Source organism: Limnospira sp. PMC 1279.21 (genome assembly GCF_032349615.1).
GTDB lineage: Bacteria > Cyanobacteriota > Cyanobacteriia > Cyanobacteriales > Microcoleaceae > Limnospira > Limnospira fusiformis.
The window spans coordinates 12,659-33,269 of record NZ_JARPLU010000013.1 but is presented as its reverse complement, the minus strand read 5'-3'; the positions used below and the strand labels follow the sequence as shown (position 1 = coordinate 33,269).

Annotated in this window: 30 protein-coding genes; 3 read left to right on the top strand and 27 right to left on the bottom strand. The window is 45.4% G+C overall.

Translation table 11 applies throughout. The annotated features are described in order from the left end of the window. Positions 1 to 24: 24 nt before the first annotated feature. The 22 genes from rpmJ to rplC all read right to left on the bottom strand — a co-directional run bounded on the left by rpmJ (position 25) and on the right by rplC (position 12,574). The gene (gene rpmJ / locus P5683_RS03720; RefSeq protein WP_006618079.1) at positions 25 to 138 is read right to left on the bottom strand and encodes a 50S ribosomal protein L36; all 114 of its coding nucleotides are present in this window, start codon (positions 136 to 138) and stop codon (positions 25 to 27) included. A 502-nt stretch (positions 139 to 640) separates the two neighbouring features. After that, on the bottom strand, positions 641 to 865 hold the full coding sequence (gene infA, locus P5683_RS03715; RefSeq protein WP_006618080.1) for a translation initiation factor IF-1: 225 nt from the start codon (positions 863 to 865) through the stop codon (positions 641 to 643). Positions 866 to 1,086: 221 nt separating this feature from the next. After that, the gene (locus tag P5683_RS03710; RefSeq protein WP_006621326.1) at positions 1,087 to 1,665 is read right to left on the bottom strand and encodes an adenylate kinase; all 579 of its coding nucleotides are present in this window, start codon (positions 1,663 to 1,665) and stop codon (positions 1,087 to 1,089) included. Beyond that, positions 1,665 to 2,981: a preprotein translocase subunit SecY gene (secY, locus tag P5683_RS03705; protein WP_006621327.1), complete on the bottom strand. Its 1,317-nt coding sequence runs from the start codon at positions 2,979 to 2,981 to the stop codon at positions 1,665 to 1,667. Before secY ends, P5683_RS03710 begins: the two co-directional genes overlap by 1 nt. 52 nt (positions 2,982 to 3,033) lie before the next feature. Beyond that, the gene (gene rplO / locus P5683_RS03700; RefSeq protein ID WP_006621328.1) at positions 3,034 to 3,504 is read right to left on the bottom strand and encodes a 50S ribosomal protein L15; all 471 of its coding nucleotides are present in this window, start codon (positions 3,502 to 3,504) and stop codon (positions 3,034 to 3,036) included. A 77-nt stretch (positions 3,505 to 3,581) separates the two neighbouring features. Next, the gene (gene rpsE / locus P5683_RS03695; protein WP_006618084.1) at positions 3,582 to 4,112 is read right to left on the bottom strand and encodes a 30S ribosomal protein S5; all 531 of its coding nucleotides are present in this window, start codon (positions 4,110 to 4,112) and stop codon (positions 3,582 to 3,584) included. A 50-nt stretch (positions 4,113 to 4,162) separates the two neighbouring features. Continuing rightward, positions 4,163 to 4,525, bottom strand: a complete 363-nt coding sequence (gene rplR, locus P5683_RS03690; RefSeq protein ID WP_006621329.1) for a 50S ribosomal protein L18 — start codon at positions 4,523 to 4,525, stop codon at positions 4,163 to 4,165. 3 nt (positions 4,526 to 4,528) lie between these two features. Further along, on the bottom strand, positions 4,529 to 5,068 hold the full coding sequence (rplF, locus tag P5683_RS03685) for a 50S ribosomal protein L6 (protein ID WP_006621330.1): 540 nt from the start codon (positions 5,066 to 5,068) through the stop codon (positions 4,529 to 4,531). Between the two features lie 68 nt (positions 5,069 to 5,136). After that, complete coding sequence (gene rpsH / locus P5683_RS03680; RefSeq protein WP_315641768.1) at positions 5,137 to 5,538, bottom strand: 30S ribosomal protein S8; 402 nt, start codon at positions 5,536 to 5,538, stop codon at positions 5,137 to 5,139. A 23-nt stretch (positions 5,539 to 5,561) separates the two neighbouring features. Continuing rightward, positions 5,562 to 6,107: a 50S ribosomal protein L5 gene (gene rplE / locus P5683_RS03675; RefSeq protein WP_008057353.1), complete on the bottom strand. Its 546-nt coding sequence runs from the start codon at positions 6,105 to 6,107 to the stop codon at positions 5,562 to 5,564. 129 nt (positions 6,108 to 6,236) lie between these two features. Beyond that, positions 6,237 to 6,593, bottom strand: coding sequence for a 50S ribosomal protein L24 (rplX, locus tag P5683_RS03670; RefSeq protein ID WP_006670296.1), 357 nt, complete (start codon positions 6,591 to 6,593; stop codon positions 6,237 to 6,239). A 3-nt stretch (positions 6,594 to 6,596) separates the two neighbouring features. Next, positions 6,597 to 6,965, bottom strand: a complete 369-nt coding sequence (rplN, locus tag P5683_RS03665; RefSeq protein WP_006621334.1) for a 50S ribosomal protein L14 — start codon at positions 6,963 to 6,965, stop codon at positions 6,597 to 6,599. A gap of 56 nt (positions 6,966 to 7,021) precedes the next feature. Then, on the bottom strand, positions 7,022 to 7,270 hold the full coding sequence (rpsQ, locus tag P5683_RS03660) for a 30S ribosomal protein S17 (RefSeq protein ID WP_315639099.1): 249 nt from the start codon (positions 7,268 to 7,270) through the stop codon (positions 7,022 to 7,024). Between the two features lie 97 nt (positions 7,271 to 7,367). Then, positions 7,368 to 7,580, bottom strand: a complete 213-nt coding sequence (gene rpmC, locus P5683_RS03655; RefSeq protein WP_315639100.1) for a 50S ribosomal protein L29 — start codon at positions 7,578 to 7,580, stop codon at positions 7,368 to 7,370. A 53-nt stretch (positions 7,581 to 7,633) separates the two neighbouring features. Beyond that, positions 7,634 to 8,053 (bottom strand): 50S ribosomal protein L16, encoded by a 420-nt coding sequence (gene rplP / locus P5683_RS03650; RefSeq protein ID WP_006618093.1) that lies wholly within the window; start codon positions 8,051 to 8,053, stop codon positions 7,634 to 7,636. 110 nt (positions 8,054 to 8,163) lie between these two features. Then, a complete protein-coding gene (rpsC, locus tag P5683_RS03645) occupies positions 8,164 to 8,892 on the bottom strand; it encodes a 30S ribosomal protein S3 (RefSeq protein WP_008057354.1) in 729 nt (242 codons plus the stop codon). Between the two features lie 107 nt (positions 8,893 to 8,999). Next, positions 9,000 to 9,350: a 50S ribosomal protein L22 gene (gene rplV / locus P5683_RS03640; RefSeq protein ID WP_315639102.1), complete on the bottom strand. Its 351-nt coding sequence runs from the start codon at positions 9,348 to 9,350 to the stop codon at positions 9,000 to 9,002. Between the two features lie 209 nt (positions 9,351 to 9,559). Beyond that, positions 9,560 to 9,838, bottom strand: a complete 279-nt coding sequence (rpsS, locus tag P5683_RS03635) for a 30S ribosomal protein S19 (RefSeq protein WP_006617591.1) — start codon at positions 9,836 to 9,838, stop codon at positions 9,560 to 9,562. Positions 9,839 to 9,886: 48 nt separating this feature from the next. After that, positions 9,887 to 10,750, bottom strand: coding sequence for a 50S ribosomal protein L2 (rplB, locus tag P5683_RS03630; RefSeq protein ID WP_006621340.1), 864 nt, complete (start codon positions 10,748 to 10,750; stop codon positions 9,887 to 9,889). Positions 10,751 to 10,931: 181 nt separating this feature from the next. Further along, positions 10,932 to 11,243 carry a 50S ribosomal protein L23 gene (locus P5683_RS03625; RefSeq protein ID WP_006621341.1) on the bottom strand — a complete coding sequence of 104 codons (312 nt, stop codon included), beginning with the start codon at positions 11,241 to 11,243 and terminating at the stop codon, positions 10,932 to 10,934. Beyond that, complete coding sequence (gene rplD / locus P5683_RS03620; protein WP_315639108.1) at positions 11,233 to 11,865, bottom strand: 50S ribosomal protein L4; 633 nt, start codon at positions 11,863 to 11,865, stop codon at positions 11,233 to 11,235. Before rplD ends, P5683_RS03625 begins: the two co-directional genes overlap by 11 nt. A 19-nt stretch (positions 11,866 to 11,884) precedes the next feature. Beyond that, the gene (rplC, locus tag P5683_RS03615) at positions 11,885 to 12,574 is read right to left on the bottom strand and encodes a 50S ribosomal protein L3 (RefSeq protein WP_006670976.1); all 690 of its coding nucleotides are present in this window, start codon (positions 12,572 to 12,574) and stop codon (positions 11,885 to 11,887) included. 768 nt (positions 12,575 to 13,342) lie between these two features. On the opposite strand from rplC, the gene P5683_RS03610 reads away from it, so the two are divergent. After that, positions 13,343 to 13,642 carry a putative quinol monooxygenase gene (locus tag P5683_RS03610; RefSeq protein WP_006621346.1) on the top strand — a complete coding sequence of 100 codons (300 nt, stop codon included), beginning with the start codon at positions 13,343 to 13,345 and terminating at the stop codon, positions 13,640 to 13,642. A 17-nt stretch (positions 13,643 to 13,659) separates the two neighbouring features. Then, complete coding sequence (locus P5683_RS03605; protein WP_315639111.1) at positions 13,660 to 15,057, top strand: hypothetical protein; 1,398 nt, start codon at positions 13,660 to 13,662, stop codon at positions 15,055 to 15,057. Between the two features lie 11 nt (positions 15,058 to 15,068). On the opposite strand, the gene P5683_RS03600 is transcribed toward P5683_RS03605, so the two are convergent. From P5683_RS03600 to P5683_RS03590, 3 genes are all read right to left on the bottom strand, one after another. Then, positions 15,069 to 16,511, bottom strand: coding sequence for an ATP-binding protein (locus P5683_RS03600; protein WP_315639113.1), 1,443 nt, complete (start codon positions 16,509 to 16,511; stop codon positions 15,069 to 15,071). 20 nt (positions 16,512 to 16,531) lie between these two features. Then, positions 16,532 to 17,209, bottom strand: a complete 678-nt coding sequence (gene rppA / locus P5683_RS03595) for a two-component system response regulator RppA (RefSeq protein WP_008057360.1) — start codon at positions 17,207 to 17,209, stop codon at positions 16,532 to 16,534. A 132-nt stretch (positions 17,210 to 17,341) separates the two neighbouring features. Next, entirely contained in the window at positions 17,342 to 17,731 is a 390-nt protein-coding gene (locus tag P5683_RS03590) for a NirD/YgiW/YdeI family stress tolerance protein (RefSeq protein WP_006617600.1), read from the bottom strand. Positions 17,732 to 17,872: 141 nt separating this feature from the next. On the opposite strand from P5683_RS03590, the gene P5683_RS03585 reads away from it, so the two are divergent. Further along, positions 17,873 to 18,736 carry a nucleotidyltransferase gene (locus tag P5683_RS03585; protein ID WP_315639119.1) on the top strand — a complete coding sequence of 288 codons (864 nt, stop codon included), beginning with the start codon at positions 17,873 to 17,875 and terminating at the stop codon, positions 18,734 to 18,736. An 88-nt stretch (positions 18,737 to 18,824) separates the two neighbouring features. Here the strand turns inward: P5683_RS03585 and P5683_RS03580 are convergent, their stop codons facing one another. Both P5683_RS03580 and P5683_RS03575 read right to left on the bottom strand, forming a co-directional pair. Beyond that, a complete protein-coding gene (locus tag P5683_RS03580) occupies positions 18,825 to 19,988 on the bottom strand; it encodes a JmjC domain-containing protein (RefSeq protein WP_315639121.1) in 1,164 nt (387 codons plus the stop codon). Between the two features lie 97 nt (positions 19,989 to 20,085). Continuing rightward, the gene (locus P5683_RS03575; RefSeq protein WP_315641769.1) at positions 20,086 to 20,346 is read right to left on the bottom strand and encodes a hypothetical protein; all 261 of its coding nucleotides are present in this window, start codon (positions 20,344 to 20,346) and stop codon (positions 20,086 to 20,088) included. Positions 20,347 to 20,611 lie beyond the last annotated feature (265 nt).

Sequence of the window (20,611 nt, the reverse complement as noted above, 5' to 3'; positions counted from 1 at the left end):
CGCACTTCACTACCTTCATCATCACTATCCTTGTCTTTGCTTATGTTTGGGATTCGAGCAAATCACCATCACTCGCCCTCGACGGCGAATGACGCGACATTTTTCACAAATTTTCTTCACTGATGCTCTAACTTTCATGTCAACCTCATGGGAGTTGGGAAACCACTAGATTTAGCTGGCCGATTACAATTTTATGGCTCATGAATTTGCCTTACCCTACTGGGGAAGAAAGACAGAGGTGCTGTATCTTTCTATGGTTAGCCTGATTTAGGCTGTTTTCAGCACAAAGTTACTTCGCTACTATGGTGTTACTGGTCGGCGGTACTTTCCCCAGAGTATTATTTGACAACTCAGCCCTACGCGCAGGTAGTCCCCTTGTTGATTTTTAACTCTTAGGTTTTAGTGCTTGAGATTAGCGACCCCCCTATCCCCTAGGAAATTCAACTATTGTCCATAACTTAGTTCCCCGGAAACATGGCTGTTGACCAGCCTGGTTTTTACAGGGGGATGCTAACGCTATATAGAACGACACTAACTACTAATAGTAGTTTACAACAAATTCTTAATTATACCACAGGCTAAAAATTTTCAGCCAGGATTGAGGTAAATCAACCTGGAGCGATTCAGCTATGAGGGGAACCTATTTCTTTTTCAGTCGATAGGTGATCCGACCTTTGCTGAGATCGTAGGGGGTTAATTCTACCTTGACGCGATCGCCCGGTAGAATTTTAATGTAGTTGCGCCGGATTTTACCCGAAATGTGTGCTAGTACATTAAAACCATTATCGAGATCGACTCGAAACATAGCGTTGGGAAGGGACTCGGTAACAGTTCCTTCCATTTCTATTAAGTCTTGTTTAGACAAACTGTTAGTTCCTCAATTCGGTAAATAAACCCCCCAGTAGGCGACTAAAATCATCCAACCAGGCAGAATAGCGTCCGGGCTAGGGCCTGAGCGTGTTAACATATCTTATCAAAATCTGGTAATCATCCATGTCATCAACACAAATGACTAAGCCACGATGGGAACCGCCGGGGGGAGATTTGGTGCCCAGATTGGTGAACCTGGATTCTCCATGCCAATGATTAGCTGGTAATTACCTCTTTTAAACTATCGGTTACTTCTTCCATGGTGCGATCGCCATTGATATGATGCAGTTGGTTACGACTGCTGTAAAATTCAATCAAGGGAGCCGTCTGTTCCCGATAAACCTGAAGGCGATGTAAAATCGTTTCTTCATGGTCATCTTCACGACCTCGCACCAGCAATCGTTTCAGGATGACATCATCTGGAACCTCTAAATTAATGACCCAGACGTGATCTTTATCTGGAATTTTGCCCGTTTTCTCATCAACCGACAACAAATGCTCTTGGACAAACTGAGCCTGGCTGACATTACGAGGGAACCCATCGAGAATCCAACCCGTTTCAGCATCAGGCTCTGATAAACGGTGAGTCACCATATCCAAAATCAGTTGATCCGGAACCAAATCACCCAGATCCATATAGGTTTTAGCCTGTTGACCCAGGGGAGTTTGCTTAGAGACATGATCCCTCAAAATCTCTCCAGTAGAAATGTGAGGAATTTTCATAATCTCAGCCATACGAGCCGCTTGTGTTCCCTTTCCCGAACCAGGCGGCCCCAAAAAAATCAATTCCCGCATTATTTTTTCACCATCCCTTCATATCTTTGAGAAATTACATAGGTCTGAACCTGCTTGGCGGTATCAATAGCAACCCCGACCAGAATCAGTAGAGAAGTAGCACCAAAGCCTCGGAAAGTAGGAACTCTGGTAGCGCTTTCGACTACAGTAGGAATAATTGCTACTAAACCCAAGAAAACCGCTCCCAAAAAGGTTAAGCGATTCAGAACCCGCTCAATATACTCACTGGTGGCGCGACCTGGACGAATTCCGGGAATACTAGCTCCCATTTTCTTCAAGTTCTGAGCCATATCTACGGGATTCATAATTAAAGAAGCGTAGAAATAGCTAAAGAACAGAATCATCAGCAAGTAAAAGGCAATATAGAGCCAAGGAGCAGGTCCTCCGGGACTCAGATAAGTAGAAATTTGTACCAGAACCGGATTATTAGCAAACTGGGAGATAGAAGCCGGAAGAATCAAAACTGCCGAAGCAAAGATAATCGGCATCACCCCGCCTTGATTTAGACGCAAAGGTAGATAGCTACTTTTTTCGCGATAAAGTTTGCGACCCACTTGTCGGCGGGCGGAAACAATAGGAATACGACGGGTTCCCTCTTGTACAAAAACAATCCCAACAATCATTGCTAGGAAAATCAATAACAAGATCACAACTCGTCCTACAATAGCGCTATCACCACTTTGAGCTAATTCAATGGTACTGCCCAATGATTGGGGTAGAACCGCTACGATGTTGATAAAAATGAGCAGGGAAGCGCCATTACCGATACCGCGTTCTGTAATCAGTTCCGATACCCACATGACAAACATAGACCCAGCAGCCAGAGCCAGGACTACTTCAGCCATGACTATGAACTGTGGTTGATTGGGGTTTTGAGCAAAGGGGCTGACCCAAATGGCAATACCAATACTTTGCAAGATAGCCCACCCCAAGGCCACATAGCGGGTAATTTGAGATATTTTCCGCCGTCCGGCTTCCCCTTCGTTTTTTTGCAAATCTTCTAAAGTGGGGAGAGCCGCCGTCATCAACTGCATGATAATGGAGGCGTTAATATAGGGGAGAATTCCCAGAGCAAAAATACCCAGGGCTGAAAATCCACCCCCGGAAAATAGGTCGAGAAAACCGATAAAGGGGGTGTTTTGAATATTTTGGCTAAATGCTTGCCGATCAATGCCTGGGATAGGCAGGAAAACGCCCAAACGGACTAGAATGAGCAGACCAATGGTTACGAGAATACGACCCCGTAAACCAGCAGCCTGAGCCATCTGCATGAATGTTTCCTGTGCAGTTGGCGTTTTTTCACGACTGACGACCATGAAGGACTACCTCTTGAAAACACTATTGGGAATGTACAGAGCAAGCTAATGCTTAACCTTCCGGGCTGGTGTTTCTGGCTCCTAAGACTTCACAACTTCCCCCGGCTGCTTCAATTTTAGATCGAGCGCTTTGGGTGAAGGCTGCTGCTTTAACCTGAAGTGCTACATTTAGTTCTCCATCTCCCAAAATCTTGAGCGGTCCCCGGTCAGTAGTAATAATTCCGGCCGCAATGAGAGAGGATAGAGTTACTTCGCTGTTGACACTCAGAGAATCCAGACGACCCACATTAATGGTAGTGTACTGTTTTCGGTTGACCAGAGGAAAGCTTTTTAATTTAGGTAGTCGTCGATAGAGGGGGTTTTGACCTCCTTCAAATCCGGGTCTGGTGCTGCCACCGGAACGCGATTTTTGACCGCGCATTCCTTTGCCACAACTAGCTCCTTGTCCGGCAGAAACCCCACGACCAAGGCGACGGCGACGTTTTTGAGAGCCAGCTTTGGGCTTTGCGTCTTGTAATCTCATGGTTGTCTCAGTGCATTGCAATTGATGGGTTATCAGTGAGAGGCAATTGAGGAATTGCCCCGATGGTCCACTTATGATTAAGCATAAAGCTGTTCGATGGGGATGCCCCGTTCTTTAGCCACATCCGATAGAGTCCGCAATCCTGATAGAGCGTTAATGGTGGCGCGGGCGTTATTCAGGGGATTACTGGAGCCTAGCTGTTTAGCTAGAACGTTTTTAACCCCGGCTAGTTCTAGCACGGTGCGGACAGCACCCCCAGCGATTACCCCTGTACCAGGGGCAGCGGGTCTAACAATGACTTGGGCTCCGCCTCCCACACCATTGGCGGGGTGAGGTAGAGAGTTAGATTTGGTTAGGGGAATCTCGACGACATTTTTGCGGCCATCGGCGACACCTTTTTTGACGGCTCCGATGACATCTGCTGCTTTTCCGACACCGACACCCACCTGGCCTTTTTCGTTGCCGACGATAACAATGGCACGGAAGCTGAGTTTTTTACCGCCTTTAACTACTTTAGTTACACGGCGAATTTGAACAACCCGTTCTTGCCATTCGGATTCTTTTTCTTTGGTGCGAGTATTTTTTTTACGACGTTGCTGTTCTGCCATACTTTTAGTTCCTGATTGTTAAGGGCAATTATAAATTGCCCGTCAGCTTATTAAAATTCTAACCCGGCTTCTCTGGCTGCGTCTGCCAAGGCTTTAACGCGGCCGTGATAGATGTAACCTCCCCGGTCAAATACTACGCGCTCAATTCCTTTAGATAGGGAGCGTTTAGCGATTAATTGACCAACTTTAACAGAGGCATCACAGGTGGCCCCAGTTTTTAAGTCGGCAGTTATTTCGGGGTCTAAGGTAGACGCGGCAACTAAGGTGTGTTGCTGGCTATCGTCGATCACCTGTACATAGATGTGCTTGTGAGAGCGAAACACAGCCAATCTAGGACGCTCTGAAGTGCCTAGGACTTTGCGCCGAACTCGACGGTGACGGCGCTGACGGGAATCGTTACGAGTAAGTTTCATGATCTATTTTTTCCCTGCCTTACCAGCTTTACGTCTGACTTGTTCTCCGGCGTAGCGAATGCCCTTGCCTTTATAGGGTTCAGGGGGTCGCACGGCGCGAATTTTCGCAGCCATGTTGCCGACGAGTTCTTTATTAATTCCGCTAACAATCACATTGGTGTTATTTTCAACGGCTACGCTGCAACCTTCAGGGGGAACCATTTCCACCGGTTTGCTGTAGCCGACATTTAAGATCAGGTTTTTACCTTGAACCTGAGCCCGATATCCCACTCCTTGGATTTCCAGTCGCCGTTCAAATCCTTGGGAAACTCCATCCACCATGTTGGCTACCAGGGTGCGACAGAGACCATGACGCTGACGGGCGACTCGGGATTCATCCCGACGCTTAACGATTAGTGTGTCTTCTTCGAGGGAGAGGATCACTTCGTTGGGTAATACGCGGGAAAGCTCCCCTTTTGGTCCTTTGACTGTGACTTTTTGGCCGTCTAAGGTTAGGGTAACTTTGGCGGGAATCGGAATTGGACGCTTACCAATTCTAGACATAATCCTTGTTTAATGGTCGATGAGCAGTGTTTAGGGGTCTGCGGAGTGCGAGGCTGTGGGTAATGGATTTACCACACATAGCAAAGCACTTCTCCGCCTAAGCCCTGAAGGCGGGCTTCTCGGTCGGTCATTACCCCACGGGAGGTAGAAATGATCGCAATTCCAATTCCACCTAAAACGCGTGGGAGTTCTTTGCGGTTTTTGTAAACGCGCAAACCTGGACGGCTCACTCGTTTCAGGGTGCGGATGGTGGGGGTGCGGGTTTTGGCGTTGTATTTTAGTGAAACCACTAAATGCTTTTTGACCCCAACACCTGCTTCTTCAAAGTTGGCAATAAAGCCTTCATCCTGGAGGACTTTGGCAATACTGCGGGTCATTTTGGTGGATGGAATTTCTGTGGTTTGATGCCGCGCCATGCAAGAGTTGCGGATGCGCGTTAACATATCTGCAATAGTGTCGTTCGTCGCCATAGTTGTCTCGTTATTTTACTGCCTCAGTTCTCCCGGAAGGGCATTCCCATTTCTTTAAGTAAGGCACGCCCTTCTTCATCTGTCTGGGCTGTGGTGACAATTGAAATATCCAGACCTCGAATTTGATCAATGCGATCGTAGTCGATTTCGGGGAAGATCAGTTGTTCTTTGACTCCCAGACTGTAGTTACCTCGACCATCAAAACTTTTGGGACTAATGCCACGAAAGTCTCGAATGCGAGGTAGGGCTAGGTGAATTAGACGTTCCATAAAGGCATACATCCGATCGGAACGGAGTGTCACCATTACACCAACGGGCATTCCTTGACGGATTTTAAAGCCGGCGATCGCTTTTTTAGCGCGGGTCACTACTGGTTTTTGTCCGGTAATAATCGCCAATTCATTAACTGAAGATTCCAGAGCCTTGGCATTTTGGGATGCTTCGCCCAGTCCTCGGTTAATGGTAACTTTAACAACCTTGGGAACCTGATGGATGTTCTCATATTTGAACTGTTCCATCAATTTAGGAACGATGGTTTCCTGATAGATGGTTTTGAGTGGAGATGTCATAGTTGCTGTCTGTCCTAAATACATTCCCTGGGCTTGGTCAGGGATAATCAAAACGAGTGTTTAACAGAGTCCACCTGTCCAGTCAGGGCTGGTGGGAAACCCGCCCCGGGGGAGAAAGTGTGCCATTGATTAATCAATAACTTCCCCGGTTTTTTTGAGCATTCTGACCTTGCGCCCGTCTTCCGTAAAGGTGTAGGAAATACGACTAGCGACTTTTTCTTTGGTCGAATACAGCATCACATTAGAACTGTGAATAGGAGCTTCAAAGTTGACAATACGGCCACCTTCACCCTCTTGTTGAGGTTTAACGTGCTTGGTACGGACGTTAACATCTTTGACAACTACTTTACTCAATTTAGGTAGAGTGGATATCACCTCCCCAACTTTTCCTTTATCTCGTCCGGCAATTACCTGGACAGTATCCCCTTTTTTGACGTGCATTTTGTAGCCCCGGGGCGGAGCTAATTTGCGCTGACGCTTGGGCATAATTTAGAGTACCTCCGGTGCAAGGGAAACAATTTTAGTGAAATTTTTGTCCCGTAGTTCCCGTGCCACAGGTCCAAATACACGGGTTCCCCTGGGGTTGCCATCCTGGTTAATGATAACGGCTGCATTATCGTCAAAGCGAATACTCATACCGCTATCTCGGCGTAGTCCTTGGCGACTGCGAACAATGACAGCTCGAACGACATCGGATTTTTTGACGGCCATGTTGGGAATTGCATCTTTAACGACAGCGATGATGACATCACCAATAGTGCCGTAGCGACGATTACCCCCACCCAGGACGCGGATACACATAAGTTTGCGCGCGCCGCTGTTATCTGCCACATTAAGTATGGACTGCTGTTGAATCATGGTATTGTCTCTGTAAGCGTAATTTGGGGTTCAAGATAAACAGAAACCGGTGAGAATTACTGGTTATTTTTGTTGATAATTTCAACTACATTCCAGCGTTTAGTGCGACTGAGGGGGCGGGTTTCTCGAATGCGAACCCGATCGCCTTCTTGACAAGCATTTTCTTCATCGTGGGCTTTATACCGTTTAGTATTAACCACAATTTTTCCATATTTAGGGTGAGGGGAGCGGTTTTCAATAGCTACCACCACAGTTTTTTGCATTTTATTGCTGACGACTACGCCAACTCTTTCTTTAACAGCCATGATGATTGTGAGAAATGAGAGATGAATGATTGTTGCTGATACATGAGAAAGGCTCTATGTTAGGTCTGGGTAGGTAGATAGCCTCTGTTCCACCAGATTATTCTTGAACCTGCCCGTATAGTCGTTCTGTTTCCACAGTCAGCAACTGTGATAATCGATGCCGGGTGTGTCTAATTTGATGAGGTTTTTCCAAGCGTCCTGTAGCTTTCAGGAGGCGCAGATTAGCGAGTTCTTTTTTGGTAGCCAGGATTTGCTCAGACAGGTCATCATCATTTAACTGTCGGGCTTCTTCAATTTTAGAAAGAGCCATAGTTATCTCCTCGATACAATTAGCGGGCAGTTTTCAGGTAAATGCAATCAGTATTAAGATTGTGAATCTTCCCGTGTGAGAAACTTAGTCTTAATCGGGAGTTTAAAGGAGGCTAGGCGCATAGCTTCGCGGGCGACCTCTTCAGAAACACCTGCAATTTCAAACATGATGCGTCCAGGTTTAACAACAGCGACCCAGTATTCAGGGGCCCCTTTACCGGAACCCATACGGGTTTCTGCGGGACGCATAGTGACAGGTTTATCAGGGAATACACGAATCCAGATTTTCCCACCCCGGCGAATATAACGAGTCATTGCCCGACGGGCTGCTTCAATTTGGCGGGAGGTAATCCAAGAGGGTTCAAGGGCTTGTAGGGCAAAATCACCAAAGTTGATATTGTTGCCGCGAGTTGCCTGACCCCGCATTCGACCCCGCTGTTGTTTGCGGAATTTAGTTCTTCTTGGGCTTAACATGATCGCAAATAGTAGTGAGTGAAGTTAATGAGACAGAGGCGTACCCATGAGGGAGATAAGTGTTAGGTTTTGGGTTATGAACCTATCGAGATCGCGCCTACTAGAACTTTTTATGTATCACTAGACCGGTCATCATACTTTTGCCGTCTGGGTGTACGGCGACTTTTCGGCGCTCTTGTATTAGGTGCGGGGGTTTCTTCCTGACCGGGAATAATTTCTCCCTTAAACACCCAAACTTTGACACCGAGGATGCCGTAAATAGTGAGAGCGGTGCAGTAGGCATAGTCAATATCAGCTCGTAAGGTGTGTAGGGGAACACGACCTTCACGGGTCCACTCAGTCCGAGCAATTTCTGCTCCGTTCAAGCGGCCACTGACCTGGATTTTAATGCCTTCAATGCCAGCTTTTTGGGCGCGGGTAATAGCTTGGCGGACAACTCTACGGAAGGAAACCCGTTTTTCAAGTTGAGCGGCGATATTTTCAGCGATGAGGGTAGCATCAGCATCAACGCGGGACACTTCCACAACGTTAATGCGGATCTGGCGATTGCTGCCCAGTTCTTTCTGAAGTCCTTGGCGGAGGGAGTCAATTCCGGCACCACCACGACCAACTACCACACCCGGTCTAGCGGTTAGCACTTCCAGGTCAATTTGATCAGCTTTGCGTTCAATGCGAACATCTGAGATGCCAGCATTGCTGAGATTTTTCTGAATGTACTTACGGATGGTGTGGTCTTCCTGCAACAGTTGCGGATACTGACTAGCATCGGCAAACCAGCGAGATTTGTGTTCTTGGGTAACTCCAAGGCGGAAACCAATTGGATGTATTTTTTGTCCCATAGCAGCTTAATAATTTAGTCTGTACATAAAACGACCAGATAGGCGCTTATCCATGCAAGGTAAGGGTTTAATGCTTAACCCACTGACCCTGGGGAAGCTAGGAGTTGTTATTGGGCTTCCGCGACGGTCACGGTAATGTGACAGGTGGGTTTGCGAATGGGATAGGCTCGACCTTGGGCGCGAGGGCGGTAGCGTTTAAGGCTTGGTCCGGCATCGGCGAAGGCTTGGGAAACTATCAGAGTGGCAGGGTCTAAACCTTGGTTATGTTCAGCGTTAGCAACAGCCGATCGCAGAACTTTCAAGACAGGAGTACAGGCGCGGTAGGGCATAAACTCCAGGATAATCAGGGCTTCGCGATAGCTGCGTCCGCGAATTTGATCAAGTACCCGCCGGACTTTTGATGGGGACATTCTGATGTAACGAGCGATCGCTTTTACTTCTGACTTGGAACTTGCCATATCTTTCTCCTTGATTCGGGCGTGATGTAGGTGTGGTTTAGGGTCGCTCAACCCAGAAATTGTCAGGGCGCTTTGGACTTGGGCGGGTTTCTCAAAACACGCTTTGGGGAATTAAGGTTACGGGCAGAACCAGCCAAAGCCGAGTTTTTTCCGAAAATACCGCATAATCCGCCGCTACTCCACAGTCCTACAGGCGAACGAAGCGCCGCTTATCGGCGAGCTTTTTTATCACTTTTAGCGTGACCTCGGAATGTCCGAGTGGGAGCAAATTCTCCCAATTTATGTCCCACCATTTGTTCGTTAACAAATACAGGGACGTGCTGACGGCCGTTATGAACAGCGATAGTATGACCAACCATTTGGGGAACAATGGTGGAGGAGCGCGACCAAGTTTTGATCACTTCCTTACGATTGTCAGCGTTGAGTTTTTCGATTTTGACGAGCAGATGATCGGCCACAAATGGACCTTTTTTGAGCGATCGAGACATGGTATATCTTTAGGATTGCAATGGTTCAGACGGAGTTCAGGCGGCCCGTCAGCTCTGACGGCCACCTTTGCCTCGTTTCGAGGATTTCCGACGGCGGCGGACAATTAAAGCTGTACTGCGTTTTTTCTTGTTTCTGGTTTTCGCTCCCAGGGCGGGTTTACCCCAAGGCGTAACCGGACCACTGCGACCAATGGGGGCGCGTCCTTCACCACCACCGTGGGGGTGATCAACAGGGTTCATGACACTACCGCGCACAGTGGGACGTTTACCCAACCAGCGATTACGTCCAGCCTTACCAATGCTGATATTTCTGGCATCCACATTACCCACTTGTCCAATCGTCGCATAGCAACGGGCGGGGATTTTCCGTTGTTCACCGGATGGCAGTTTCAGGGTGACATAATCCCCTTCTTTAGCCATAATCTGAGCCGAGGCTCCGGCTGCTCTCACCATTTGTCCGCCTTTACCGGGAATCATTTCCACGTTGTGGATTGATGTACCCAAGGGAATGTGGGATAGGGGGAGAGCGTTACCCACTTCAATAGGGGCATCAGGTCCAGATATAACCACAGTCCCGACAGCCAAGCCGACAGGGTGGAGAATATAGCGTTTTTCGCCATCCACATAGTTAAGTAGGGCAATTCTGGCGTTACGGTTGGGGTCGTATTCAATCTCAGCGACTTTAGCGGGTACATTATGTTTATCCCGGCGAAAGTCAATAATCCGATATAGTTTTTTATGTCCACCACCCCTATGGCGACAGGTAATCACACCGCGATTATTACGACCTTTAAGGCGGTGTTTAGAGACGGTTAGGGATTTTTCCGGCTCGGATCTAGTAATTTCTGTAAATTCCGAGACAGTATGTTGGCGTGTGCTTGGGGTATAAGGTCGGTAAGAACGAATTGCCATATAGTCGATCCTATGTCTGTTTCTGTGGAAGTTAGAGATCTAGATTTCTGGATAGGGAAAGAAAACTCGATCGCCTTTCATGTCGGTGTTCAATAATTACCAGGGTAAAGGTGGGTTCTCGGTGCCGCTTTTTTTTGATAGTTATTCAGAAGGTGGCACACCCGCGTTTTACCCGACACCATTAAACTTCAGGGAAGAGGACTTTTCTCAAGGCTTCCCCATCTTCCAGGGTAACGATCGCTCTTTTATAGCGAGGTTTGTACCCGACGAAACGGCCGACCCTACGTCGTCGCCGGGGAGGATTCTGGGTATTAACACTCAAAACCTTAACTGGAAATAGCAGTTCAACTGCCGCCTTAATAGTTGGTTTATCCGCCCTAGGATCGACATCAAAAGTAAACTGATTCAACTCCATTTGAATTGTGGCTTTTTCAGTTACAATTGGTCGTCGGATCACATCAGCTAAATCACGGGTTTTAAACTCAGTCACCATAAACCTCCTGAATTTTCGCCAGGGCATTAGCAGTGGTTACTATTTTGTCTGCTGCCAGAACATCATAGACATTCAAGCTATCTGCCAGACAAATTCTAATTTTCGCCACATTCCGACCCGACAAATAGACGTTTTCTTGTTTTTCAGGTAGTACCAGCAGCACTTTAGCTTCTGGTGAAACTCCCCAACGAGCCAAAGCCGCTGTCAAGTCTTTAGTTTTAGGACGTGGCAGTTGCGTCACAAATTCTTCCACCACCACGATATCCTCTGCCCTACTCTGAAACGCCGTTCTCAAAGCCAACCGACGTTCTTTGCGGTTCATTTTGACGCTGTAATCTCTCGGTTTTGGCCCAAAGATAACACCACCACCGCGCCATAGTGGAGAACGAATTGAACCTGCCCTTGCCCGTCCTGTTCCTTTTTGTCTCCAGGGTTTACGGCCACCGCCTCGCACTTCTGAGCGAGTTTTGGTGCTGGCTGTTCCCTGTCTGGCTGCCGCCTGCTGACGTACTAAGGCTCTATGGACGATGTGGGAGGCATTTTCTTCTTTAGCAACTTTTAGTTCCAGGGTAGTCTGTCCGACTTCTTCCCCTTCCCAGTTGCGAATTACACAGTCAACCATTTTTCCCCCTGTCTTCTCTCTACTTGCCACCCACCAGGTTGGCTGGTTTGATATTAAGCAAGCCACCGGGTTTGCCGGGGATTGATCCTTTAATTAGCAACAGGTTCCTTTCTAGGTCTATCCGCACGATAGTCAGCTTCCTAGTGGTAATCTGTTTCCCGCCATAACGTCCCGCCATTTTTTTGCCGGGATAAACGCGCCCTGGTGTGGTTCCGGGTCCGATGGAACCTGGTAGGCGGTGGTTTTTGGAACCGTGAGCCATTGGTCCGCGTCGGAAGTTATTACGTTTTTGGTTTCCCGCAAAACCCCGACCCATGCTAATGCCCGTCACATCTACCATTTGTCCGAGTTCAAAGGTATCTACTTTGATTTCCTGACCTAGTTCAAAGTTATCGGTACTTTCTAGCCGATATTCTTTAAGGTGACGAACTAAGGGGCTGTTAGATTTGGTTAGGTGTCCCTGTTCAGCATGGCTGAGGTATTTATTAACCTCTTTGTCTGGGGATTTTCGGGTGTTTAATTTCCGGGTTTTGTTAGGAACTTCACCATAACCTAGCTGGATGGCCGTATAGCCATCGGTGGCTTCGGTCTTCACTTGGGTGATTGTGCATGGCCCGGCTTGAACTACGGTGACGGGAATCGCTTTTCCTGTCTCTGCGTCAAATACCTGAGTCATGCCTAGCTTGGTGCCGAGGATACCTACAGACACTTAAACTGGCCTCTCTTTTCTACGCATTACAATAGGGCGGAATTTTCCACTGACTAAATCATGGTTAACCCGCCAGTTAACGATGCTTGTGGCATCATAATTTAAACCCGATTTTGGGCAGGCAAACCGACCGTCTTTCCGGCTCAGGAGCAAGGATAGACGTGCTTGGTTGCCTGGAAGTATTTCAGGCTATCAACTTGTTTAAGCTGTTCCCAGACTGAAGCATAAGCCCCAGTGCGGCCCGATGTCGCTAGGACTTGAGCAGATATCTACTCAGTATCCGTTTCTGTTGCTCAGGGTCAAACTAGCATCAGGTTTGACCCAGTTTACTGTTGGCGCTTGGCAAGTTCGGCGAAGCTGCTGTAGCTTAAAGCCATTGATGTCTTATGAGAAGTTCTCACTATAGGGTTGTATCTGCTTGGCAGATCCTATAGGTTAGCTATCCCTACTCCAACAGTTATGCTGCAATTTGATCACGATTCTTGATTGTATGTGATATCTGTGCTTTCGTCAAGTCTATTTTTAACATTTATGATCTGGCTCTATGACGATCGCATTTTGGGGAATGATAGAAGGGGAGGTGCGTATGCCGAAGCCTTTGGGGAAAACAGCCGACCTTCTGCTGGGGGGGGAGTGCTATTTATTTAAGGTTCGCCGATCTTGGCGGCGGGTGAGCGCTAACTATCACCCCTAGTACAAGCTATCTTAGAGACCAAAGCGGCTTTGTGGGTAGCTTTGGGTAAGTCTTAACTATAAGGAACGCTGGCCATGAGTCAATTAACAGTTGTCGCGAGAATCAAAGCTAAAGCCGGAGTAGAAGAGACAGTTCATCAGGAGTTACTGAAACTAATTCCGCTGACTTTAGCTGAAAGTGGATGTCTAAATTATGATTTACATCGGTCGATTGATGATCCGACTTTATTTTTGTTCTATGAGAATTGGGAAAGTCGTTTGTTGTGGGAACAACACATGGCGACCGAGCATATTAAAATATTCCGGGAAAATACAGAAGGTTTCATCGAAAAGCTGGATATTGATTTATGGACGCTTGAGGGTAATCTAGGATGAAGTCGTTTAAATCTGTTTTGACTAGTTGTCTAATTCCAGCCATGGCTTTGCTGACGGGAAATGTGGCGATCGCTCAGACTGTGGAACCGGATCAGTTGACCATTGCTGGCGATCGCACCACCAAACAAGTCCGCCAGCTTTATATTAGAACCGATAGCGCCGTCAGAGATTTACAGGTGCTTCCGTTTGACCTGAATGGAACTAATGGGGTATCGGTGTTTCCTGGGGCAGCCATCGCCGCCGGAGAAATACAGCCAATTCTGGGTAAGGCGAATGAGGTGATTGTACCCGTGGAGTTTAATTTACGCCAGGCTCCTGATAGTGGTGAATTTGTGGGAACTGTGCGCCTAAGTTACTCTGGGGGACAACTGGCGATTCCGGTGACGTTAAGGGTTAAGGATCATTGGTTTTTACCGCTGGTAATGCTGGTATTTGGGACAGGATTAGGAATTGTCATCTCTGCTTATCGCGACCAAGGACGACCGAGAGATCAGATTTTGATGCGGGTAGGACAGGTTTATGCTCAGATGGAGGAAGACCCAGATCTTGAGAAGGCTAAGGCGTTTAAGGGTCGCATCAATGCTTATTTAGTTGAAGTGAAGATGGAACTTCAGGGGGAACGCTGGGAAGAGGCGGCGCTGATTATTGATCGCGCTGAGGGAACTTGGCGACGTTGGGTGATGGGAAGGTCTGATTGGTTGGCGCAGTTTGAATATAGCGATCGCCTCAAGCAGAAGTTAGAGGATTATGATGCTACCACTACCTTTGTGCGGATGGTAAGCTGGGATTTGGATGATGCTCTGAACACTGCGCCAGAGTTGGAAGGTCCGCCTCAATTGCGCGAGAAGTTGGAGGCGATCGCCAAACAAATTAACAGTTATGCTCCTTTAAAAAAGGATATTGAGGAACTACAAAAACGCCTCCCCGTTGAAACTGATGATGACCAAAAGCCTCTGGCTGCAATTATTCGCCAACTCGATCGCCAGGTTGACCGTTTAACCCCCATGGAGTTACAAAAAGATGAAACTGTCGGTCGTCAGTTAGAACAGCTAAAGGTTCAGGTAGATGAACAAAGTCTCGATGAGTCGGATTTGGTTTCTAAAGGATTAGGATTTATGTCCGGTTTGTCTTTAGTGGCTCTCCCTCCGGCTACTCATTACAACGCTTCTTGGAGTGAACAAGCAGTGTCCGCAAATTTGCGGATTAGAGCCTTTGTTTGGACGAGTTATGCGTTGGCGGTGGTGCTATTAGCCGGAGCCGGTTTTACTGAGTTATATGTGGCAAATTCGACTTTTGGCGCTAACCCTTCTCGGGACTATTTTACTCTCATGGCTTGGGGTTTTGGGGCGGAAGCGACCAGGGATGCGATCGCTAAGGTGGTTCAGAGTTGGGGTTTACCCGGCTTGAAGTCTTAGGAGTTACTCAATTAGTGGATCCGGGGCAATTTTATCGTAAATTTAGTACCTTCATTTAGGGTACTAACTACGCTAATTTCGCCCCCATGAGCCTCGACAATTTGTTGGGCGATCGCTAATCCTAATCCCCAACCACCGGAGGCTTTAGAACGCTTTAAATCCGCTCGATAAAATCGCTCAAACACATGAGGCAATGCTTCAGCCGCAATGCCAATTCCAGAGTCTTCCACCTCGAATATAGCATATTTTTCCGAGTTGTGCAAGTTAATTTTAATAATTCCTCCGGGGGGAGTGTAGCGACTAGCGTTGCTGAGAAGGTTGGTGATCACTTGTTTTAATAAACTGCGATCGGCTAATACCCAAACGGGGGTTAATGGTAGGTTAGTTATTAATTCTAATGATTGACTTTTGAGGGGAGTTATCCACTCCGAGGCGATCGCCAATAGCAGTTGATTGACATTGACTTTTTGTATAGACTCAGGTGCTAGTAAGCCTTCATGTCTGGCGAGAAATAATAAATCACTGACCAAGGAACTCATCTGTTTAGTAGTTTTGACGATGTTTTCCAGTCTTCGATGTAATGATGGGGGGATTTCATCCACATCATCTAATTCTAGTAAAGCCACCTGAGCATTACTTAATACAGCCGCTAAAGGCGCTCTTAATTCATGGGAAGCATTAGCGGTAAATCTTTGCAGTTGGTCACAAACATTTTCCAAACGTTGATTGGTGACTTTCAAGTTAATTTGTCTCTGGGATAATTCTTGTTCTAAGTTAGAGAAAAGATGAATAGTAAACATAGTAGCGATCGCACTAATTACCCCAGAAAAACATAAGAAAATCCAGGTTAATTGTCGATACTCATCTCGATGTTGGATGCGTTCAATTAGTAGCTTTTCTTCATTTTCGGCAAAGATATCAATAGCTTGACGTGCTTGATTCATCGTTTCTTGACCTTTAGCCAGCCAATCATATAAAGACTCGATGGGTACTAAAGTATCATTTTGTCCGCGAATCCTAATTAATTCTTGTTGGAGGATTATTTTTTTTTCAAAATTAGCGATATTTTCATCAATATAAAACCTGACATCTTCCAAGTATTCTGATTGTTCAGCATTGTCTTGTACCAAGTCTTGTAAAGTGTCTAAAACTCCAGGAATTATACTTTTAGCATGATGATAACGCTCTAAAAACTCATCTCGTTGAGTGAGTCCATATCCCCTCACCCCCGTTTCCGCATCAAGTAAAGCGTTTAAAAGTTGTTTAGTTTCTAATCTAACATTCTGGGTATGTTGTACCCAAGCCTCGTCTTCAATTATGTTAAATTTTAACCAAGCAAAGGCTAACAATACTATCAATAAACAACTCACGGGAATCGCAATAATTGCTGTGCCCCGCCATCTAATTGGTAGAGATAGCCAACGTTTTTGGAGTTTGGTAATTAGCTTAACCATAGATATATATTATTTAATCTTTAATCTGTCCGAGGTTCGAGACGATAACCCATACCATAAACCGTTTCAATCCAACTGTCAATTTCTATGGCTTTCAGGGTTTTACGCAGTCGTTTAACTCTCGCTACTACCGCATTGCTTTCCGGTTCTTCTCCCCATTCCCAGAGTGCTTGTTCTATTTGATTATGAGTGAGAACTTGGTGGGGGTGACGCATCATATATTCTAAGAGTTGAAAGTCGCGACTTTTCAGCTTTAAGCTATCATTCCCCCATGTTAAAATCATAGTATCGAGATTTAATGATAATCCTTTGACTGCTAATATATCCCCCACCCAAAGAGGCGATCGCCTTCTTAAAGCTCTAATTCTAGCTAACAATTCTTGTAGGTCTACTGGTTTAACTAAATAATCATCTGCGCCAGCGTCTAGTCCCATAACTTTATCAGCCGTCGTATCTTTAGCTGTCAGCATTAACACTGGTGATGTTTTCCCCATTTGGCGATAATTTTCACATAAAATAATACCATCTTCTCCCGGTAACATCCAATCTAAAATCAACAGATCATACTCGGTTTCATTCATTAACCACAAGGCGGTTGTGCCATCTTCTACCCCATCAACAATATGTCCATAACGAGTTAAAGCTGCATGAATTGGCTCCCGTTGTTCTGGATCATCTTCTACCAATAAAATCCGCATTTTTACCTATACCAAAATAGACCATATATAGTTATTATATTAATAGCTAAATTTTGGCAGCCATGTCAAGCCGTCCCCTCCCGGTGAGGGAGAGGACAGGAATTGACGGTAATTAATGCTTATGAACTGTTGTTATCGAGAGCTTTGGGAAGCAGAATTCCGTCTTCTGTAACCACCTGACCAAGGTGGGGGACCCTGTGGATCGCGAATAAAAATCACTTCGCCATTACTGCGAGTAATAGTGAAAGCATCAAAGTCATAGTCATCATATTTACCTGTGACTGTGACCTGTTCTCCGGGTTGTAAATTCAGTTGATGATGGCGCATGGGTCCAGCATCAACAATAATTTGTCCAGTTCCGTCGTCTAAGATAAAGTCATTACCTACAACACTGCGAATTGTACCAGATATAGTCACTCCTGAATGACGCTGTAAATTTTGAATAGAAACTTGTGCATTCGCGGCTGGAACCCCTATCGTTAATAGTGCGGAAGTTAGTAAGGCTGTAATAGTTGCTTTCATAAGATTTGATGGCCACTGCACTACCCTACATAGTAAACTGCAAATATGACCAAAAAATGACGGCGGCTAATTGGTGATCAGCATTACAGTTATGATTAACTTGGGTGATAATATTAACTATACCTACGGGATGATTGAACTATGGCTAAAATTGCTAAAATTGGCTCGGTTTTGGGAGTTGATGAACAAGGCTTTATTATTCGGAAAGCTAATATTGACAAAATTGTGGAACCTTGGCGATCGCTAGTTGATGAAATTGTCACAGCTTATCTTAATCATTGGTCTGACCAAGTTCATAGCATTTATATTCGCGGGTCTGTCGCTGTAGGACAAGCTATTCCCTTCATTTCTGATGTTGATAGTTTCGCCGTGGTTTCCGGGAATTATCAAGACTGCGATCGCCATTGGTTTGATGGTTTTAATCAGCACGTTAGACCAAAATATACCTTCTGTAAGGGAGTCGAATTGTCACCTATTTCAGGCGATCGCTTACGGGATTTTGATGATTATGGTTATGGGGGTTTGCGAATGCTAATTGTCACTCAAGCCGCCTGTGTTTACGGACAAGATATCTCCCCAGAATTGCCAAAGTTTAAGCCTGATATCGATGCGGTTAGTCATGCTTTTGATTTGTCCGAAGATATCCAGGAAGTCAGTTTTGACCTATTATATACAACCCCTCAAAAGCCACCTAATGAACAAACTGCTTATGTTCATAAACTCGGTCAGTGGATTATGAAAAGGATCCTCCGGTCTGGCTTAGAAATTGTCATGGAACGTCATCAATGTTATACCCGTGATTTATATCCTTGTTATCAGATTTTTTCCGAATATTATCCCGCACAACAAACACTCATGTATCAAGCCTTAAATTGGTCAATTAATCCCCTTGATTCACCCCAGGAAATTGTCGATTTTTTGGCAACTTTTGGTTCTTGGTTGGTCGCCGAAATTGATCACGTTTATCCTCCCCAAATTTCCGATGATTTCCTCTTGACAAACTAGCCGACTTGCTCTATTATATTATCATGGGAAAATGTGCCGGCATATATAATGGTTTTTCAACCCAAAAGCAGTGATTAATAAACGCCGTTTATGGATGGGAGATAACCAGCAAAATTCCAGCTTTAACCAAACGCGACAGTAGGGGAACAATTTCTGTATCCCAGTCAAAATCTTGTAACCATTGTTGTATGTCTAAGCCACTAAATTCTGTGGATGTAAAAATTTTCTCTAATATATGTTGGTCAAGTCCGGTCAGAGATATTTTCTTACCCCCAGTTTTAATTTCCAATTTACCCGTGGGAGTTAATTGCGTAATATAGACGGGTTGCTGAGGACGATAGAATTTAGTTTCCTGACCTTGGGGGAAGATATCATAGCCAATTTGACTGGGAAAGCCTAATTGTAAGTCGGGTTGTCCTTGTAAAAGTTGCTCATCTAAATAGCGATTAATTAAATCCTCTGACTCTAATATCTCTAGCCAGTTTTGGACTAGGTTTTGTAGATGTTGGCGACAGTTTTCTCGATGGGATTTATTTAATAAAGGTAAATTTTTGCGCCATTGTGGATGTTGTTGCAATTGACTGGTTAACCAATCACTAAAATCAATACCAGTTTGACAGTCAATTCCTAGGGTTAAATGCAAAGAAGGTTCATCAATTGCGATCGCATAATGCCAATGTCCACGGGGTATATAAAGCAGATCGCCAGGGTTAATAATTGCGTCTATATAGGGTTGAGTATCAGGGGGAGAAAACTGGGAAGATCGATTTTCACTCAGGGGATAAATAAAGGTATCTGAAAAAACTCGCCAGTGTTTTCTACCGGAAATTTGCAGGATGAAAACTTCGTGGGAGTCGTAATGACAAGCAAAGCCTTGATGTCCGGGAAATGAACAATAACTATTGACTTGGCTACGATGTCCGATTTCTATGCGTAATAAGGCTACCATTTTGGCGATCGCTTCTATTTTTTCATGAAGTCGATCTATAATGAGAGTAGCACCTTGCTGACATTGTTTAATTATCTGTTCATTGTTGGTAATTTCTGGCAAAGTTTCCCCAGTTTTAGCTAATCTGATTTCTGGGTGTTTTAAGGGATAATAGTTGAGTAAATTATTGAGTTTTTGCCAGGAAAACAAATCGGCAAATTTTTGATGATTATCACCCGGAATTAGCACAGCTTTTTCAGTCCAATATTTATCGAAAAATTCGCTAATTGGTAAAGGGTGTAATAATTCGGTTAAGGTCTGCATTGATAGATAGAAAACGAGATTTTACTAACCTTATGGGGGACGATTAATCCCCCTAAGTATAGCCGCCATTGACAACAGTTAAAGGCTGATAATTTAGTTAAGACCATCTGTGACGACGGTTACGGGAAGCACTACCCCTATCATTGTCATAATTAAAATCGCGATCGCTATTATTAAAACGATTTGCTAGTAAATTAGCATCCTCTCCAGGTAAGATATTCGGTAGGTCTTCAATGTCTATCTGAATCCGATTTACGAGGGTTGATGATGGGGGATTTATCGCAGCTTGACCAGCTTCAGCAAAACCGATAATAGCGGCAAAGGATAACAGGGTCGCAATTTTCCAGGAAGGTTTCATCGAAGCATCTCCTAAAGAGTTAAATTTGAGTATTGAGATGGTAATTTATGATTACCCTAAGTATAGCCTAAATTGACAAATTTATCAATGTTTATCAAGTGGTGACTATCTTTGACGACGACCAGCATTAGGACGGTTAACACGGCGGGGAGTTTGACCATTAAAACGACCAGCATTAGGACGACGAACTCGGCGGGAATTCCGACCTCGATCATTGTCATAATTAAAATCGCGATCGCTATTATTAAAACGATTTGCTAGTAAA